This is a genomic window from Psychroserpens sp., from assembly GCF_047633235.1.
Classification (GTDB): domain Bacteria; phylum Bacteroidota; class Bacteroidia; order Flavobacteriales; family Flavobacteriaceae; genus Psychroserpens.
Genome location: NZ_JBLIET010000087.1, coordinates 1 through 4,977, shown reverse-complemented (window position 1 = coordinate 4,977; position 4,977 = coordinate 1). Strand labels below are relative to the sequence as shown.

At 31.7% G+C, this 4,977-nt stretch carries 5 protein-coding genes and 1 pseudogene; all 6 read right to left on the bottom strand.

The genetic code is table 11. From position 1 onward, the window contains the following. Positions 1-121 precede the first annotated feature (121 nt). The 6 genes and pseudogenes from ACJAZK_RS14710 to ACJAZK_RS14685 all read right to left on the bottom strand — a co-directional run bounded on the left by ACJAZK_RS14710 (position 122) and on the right by ACJAZK_RS14685 (position 4,807). Positions 122-1,483, bottom strand: coding sequence for an exonuclease domain-containing protein (locus ACJAZK_RS14710; protein WP_415224694.1), 1,362 nt, complete (start codon positions 1,481-1,483; stop codon positions 122-124). A 78-nt stretch (positions 1,484-1,561) separates the two neighbouring features. Then, a complete protein-coding gene (locus ACJAZK_RS14705; protein ID WP_415224693.1) occupies positions 1,562-2,224 on the bottom strand; it encodes a YggS family pyridoxal phosphate-dependent enzyme in 663 nt (220 codons plus the stop codon). 37 nt (positions 2,225-2,261) lie between these two features. Next, positions 2,262-2,825, bottom strand: coding sequence for a hypothetical protein (locus ACJAZK_RS14700; RefSeq protein WP_415224692.1), 564 nt, complete (start codon positions 2,823-2,825; stop codon positions 2,262-2,264). An 80-nt stretch (positions 2,826-2,905) separates the two neighbouring features. Continuing rightward, positions 2,906-4,144 carry a DUF1015 domain-containing protein gene (locus tag ACJAZK_RS14695; protein WP_415224691.1) on the bottom strand — a complete coding sequence of 413 codons (1,239 nt, stop codon included), beginning with the start codon at positions 4,142-4,144 and terminating at the stop codon, positions 2,906-2,908. Further along, positions 4,145-4,345, bottom strand: a pseudogene (locus ACJAZK_RS14690) (M23 family peptidase); the annotation flags it as partial. It abuts the gene before it with no gap. 12 nt (positions 4,346-4,357) lie between these two features. Continuing rightward, entirely contained in the window at positions 4,358-4,807 is a 450-nt protein-coding gene (locus tag ACJAZK_RS14685; RefSeq protein ID WP_415224690.1) for a hypothetical protein, read from the bottom strand. Between the last annotated feature and the right edge of the window lie 170 nt (positions 4,808-4,977).

Genomic DNA, 4,977 nt, shown 5'->3' with positions numbered 1-4,977 from the left:
CTATATCTTGTTTTGTGACCTCAAAACCTTCAGAGTTAAACCCAGATTGAGCATTTAGGGGTATCGATATAAGCAGGATTAAGATAAACTTTAAAAATTGTGACATGAGCATGCAGTAGGTTTATAGAACTATGGTTTTAACTCTCTTATTTCTTCTCAAATAACTTTGGATAATATGTTGAGTATCCCTATTGTTTTCCATAGGTGTTATAATAGATTCTAAGACTTTTGTATTATTAATTTGATGATTAAGATCATAAAAACCAAGCCCCTTGAAAGTTCCGTTTTCTATATAAATCACACTTTTTTCGTCTATTTCTCGGCCTTGATCTATAATAATCATGTTTTGATTGGCATAACTATTTTTAGCAATGAGTTGATTCACCCTTAAATTATACTCTGTTGGTGTTTCTTCAAGTAAGCAAGCACCTGCACATTTTTTTATGGTATAATCAAAACAACCATTTTTTGATGTACTTATACCTGTTAGTTTTTGACACAGACGATACTCTTCTACTATACGATGAATAAAACTTTTAGCACTTTGAAGATTACTAAATGTAGTAATAGGTATTTCTTCACTGTTTATTCTTGCAATATTTAAATGTATATAACCGTCGTTATCAGTATAACTAAAAAGGCCATGAGTAAATACGGTCTGTTTTAAAGCCCTATTAAACTTAGGATTATTGCGTTTAATTTCTTCACTTTCCTTTAATAAAGCAATTAATTCACTTCCAGTAGCCTCGTAGGTGACCGTCTTTGCCAGTAATTGAAGCTTCTTAGATTTTGAACTGGTGTTAGTCAAATGTTGATTGATACGATGTTTTATGTTTTTACTCTTTCCAATATAAATAATATCTCCTTTGTCATCATGTATGTAATAGACTCCAGTAATAGAAGGTAAGCCATCAATTATGGTTTTATGAGTATTATGTAATCGTTTGGTTATATCGAGCTTAATATTATCTTTAATAATCTGCTTTTCTAGATCCTTAGATAGTAGTATTTTAAACAATTTCACAGTAGCCATAGCGTCCCCATTAGCGCGGTGTCTATCACTTACAGGAATCCCTAGAGCACGTGTTAATTTGCCTAAACTATAAGACGCTTGGTCTGGAATTAATTGTTTTGAAAGCTCTACTGTACAAAGTGTCTTTCTTATAAATGGAAATCCTAATCTTTTAAATTCTGTGCGTAAAATTCTATAATCAAATTGTGAATTGTGTGCTACAATAATGCAATCTTCTGTGATTTCTACAATGCGCTTAGCGACCTCATAAAATTTAGGAGCACTTTTAAGCATTTTACTGTTAATACCTGTAAGGTTAACCACAAAAGGTTGTATGTCACGTTCTGGATTTACAAGACTTATAAATGTATCCACAACTTGATGTCCATCAAATTTATAGATAGCAATTTCTGTTATGCCTTCTTCATTGTACTTTCCTCCAGTAGTTTCTATGTCTAGTATTGCGTAGATGTTTCTTGTTTGTTTTTTCGTTGCAAAGGCACAAATGCCAAAGCAATAAGTTAATACTCTTAATGTGTTTTTATGACTCTAATTACGTGCGCCAAATATACTACTTCCAACTCTAATCATGTTACTTCCGCAGTCAATTGCTAATTTAAAATCACCACTCATTCCCATAGAAATAATTTCTAGTTCACAGCTAGCAAGTTGTAATGATTTTAAATCGTCGAATGTGGTTTTTAGCTTTTTAAATTCTTGTTCTACTTGTTCATTGTCATCCGTAAATGTAGCCATTCCCATGAGACCAGTAATTTTGATGTTTTTTAATTTTTTAAACTCTTCGGAAATTAATAGTTCTTTAGCATCTTGAGCTGACATTCCAAATTTGCTATCTTCTTCGGCGATTTTTATTTGAAGTAAGCAATTGACAACCCTATCAAACTTTACTGCTTGTTTATTAATTTCGTTAAGTAATTTAAAGCTATCTACCCCATGAATTAAACTCACAAACTCAGCCATGTATTTAACTTTGTTACGTTGTACATGACCGATCATGTGCCATTTAATGTCTTTTGGCATTTGTTCATACTTGTCTGCCATTTCTTGGATTTTATTTTCTCCAAAAATGCGTTGACCAGCATTGTAGGCTTCCATTAAATCACTTACAGGTTTGGTCTTTGAAACTGCAACTAGTGCGACTTTTTCAGGGATTTGTGATGTTATGTTGTTTAGGCTTTCTTTTATGTTCATTTGTTGTTTGTTGTTTGTTGTGAAGTTGTTTTAGTTACTAATCTATATAATTGTCTTTGAAATGATGTTTTTTATATGATTTAAGATTTATAACCTTCCAACTTTCTTTACTGTAATCTGATTTATGTATTTTATCATAACTATTTATTTCATAAATTAAATAATTTATTAAGAAAACTTTTTTGCCAGAAGTGTTGGATAACATATCGTTTCCTTCATCATCAAAAATCATAACTGCTGAGAATTTATCGTCATAAGTTGTGGTTGCAAAATTCAGAGGTTTACCAATGCCTTCAATATAAATGTTATTCCATAGTAAAATTGAAGGTTTCTTTTTGCCTGTTCTTATAATTTTATTCCATTTACCAGATTTTTCATAAGTTATTTCAGCTATTATACTTGGATGGTAATTACAAAACCGAACTTCATTAAAAGATTTATTAAAAATATCCTCAATAAACCTCTCATGATAACTTACCTGCTTTAGATCTTCAATTTGATAAGTTCTACAACTTATCTTTTCAGGTTCTTCTATTTTTTGTGTTTTGCATGAATAGAGTACAATAGAAAATGATATCATATAAAAAATATTGTATTTCATTCTGTGTTAATTTTAATTTGGGAGGCTAAATAATTACTGGTCATTTTGAATAAGAGATTCCTACCTTAGCATGAATTAGGTTAAAACTCATAAATAGTGACACCACTTCTCAGTTTAGGCTCGATAAATGTGCTCTTTGGAGGCATTTTAAGTCCTTCGTTTGAGATTTGTTTGATCTCAGTAATATCTACAGGAACCATGCCAAAACCAACAGCAAAATCACCAGAATCTATAGCGCTTTTTAAGTTGATAACATCTTTCTTTCCGTTGATATAATTGATGCGATCATCATTACGTAAATCTTCAATTCCCAATATGGGTTGTAAAATAGTGTTGTATAAGATTTGAGCGTCTAATGCCTCTAACGCTGTTTTGAAGTTGTACAACGTCTTCCGCAAATATAAAGAGTAAAACTCGCCATCTAAGTACATACTAAAATGGTGTTTCTTTGAGGGTTTATATAGCATAACCCCTCTGTTTTCAATTCTAAAAATTGTATCTAATTGTATTAAGAATTCTTCTTTAGATAATCCATTTAAATCTTTAACTAATCTATTAAATTCGTGAATACATAATTCAGACTCTGGAATTAGAAATGTCATAAATTTATTATAAGATTCAAGACCAGTATGATTAGGATTTTGCTCCTTTTCTTCTTTATATAGTAAATAGGAAGACGCAGAACGATGGTGACCATCTGCAATATAAATGGTTGGCATCTGTTCAAATTCTTTTTGTATAGAGGCAATTATACTGGGGGTTTCTAATTTCCACAGATAATGAGTGTCACGGTATGTGGTCGTGAATTCAAACTCTGCACGCTCTTTTTGTGTTTCTTTAATAATGTTTGAAATCACTTGATTGTCTGGGTAGGTGAGGAGTACAGGCTCTGCATTAAACCCCACAGTTTTTAAATAATCCTTAAAAATACGCTCACGATATTCTATAGTGTCTTCATGTTTTTTGATAATGTCATTTTCATAATCTTCAGCACTTGCTGCAGCGACAATACCATTGAAAACTTGCTGATCTCTATTTACAATTTTATAAATATAATAGCTTGGTTTTTCATCATGAACAAAAATGGAATCTTCTTTAAATTCTAAATAGCGGTTTCTAACTAAATCGTAACGATCCTTGCCAGAAATTTCCTTATCATATTTATAACCTGGATTAACGATATGTAAAAATGAAAATGGATTATCACGCAAACGTGCCTCGCGTTGCTCGATAGTATAACTTTGATACGAACGTGCTGCCACAAGACTTACTTTGTCACGGGTTGGACGTACTGCTTTAAATGGTAGAATTTTTGCCAATTAATTTCTGTTTTTATTTATAAAATTTGTAAGGTTCAAATAGCCAGTTATATCTGCTGAATATCCTGCACCAATTTCTACATCTATTTCATTTCTGATTTCTAGATGTAAATGTATTAGATATGTGCCATCACAGTTCCCTGTGGTGGCTATCTGTTCGCCTTTTTTTATGAACGTGTTTGGAGTTACTAAAATAGTATCGCAATGTGCATATCATGATTCGTATAGTTTCTTATCGTGGAGATGAACAATTCTCGCCACATTTTCCCATCCACCTTTATAATCTTTTATCTCTCTAATATAACCATTTGCTAGCGTATAAATGGCGTCGCCTAAATCACTGTTTCCACCACTAATGCCATTCCAATCATCACCTAAGTGATTGTTTACTTTGAATTTTTGTGCGTTATAACAACCGTGAGCATGGGGTTTTCCTGTGGAAAAATCAAATCCATTAGAGACAAACTCTGGGTTATCTTTAAAGAGTTTGATGTCATCTATCTTTTCTTCTGCATTACGGCTTGGCAGATTAAAAATCTCCAAAGACTCGATTATTATAGCGTTTTCCTCAGAAGGATATGTAAGGCTCTTTGCAGTGTTATCTTTTTGTTTGCAAGAAATAACTGTACTTAAAAGACAGTAAAACACAAAAAAACGTATCATATTATTCTTCCATCATTAATAGATTGTTAAAATCATTCATATCAGTTTTTAAATAAAAAATATCTTTTTGAACATATATAAAGCTTCCTTTCTGTTGGAGATATAACAGCCAAAAGTCTTTTTCAGAAATCACCTTCTCTATGTTAGCAGAAGGGATTTTAGTTTCATTT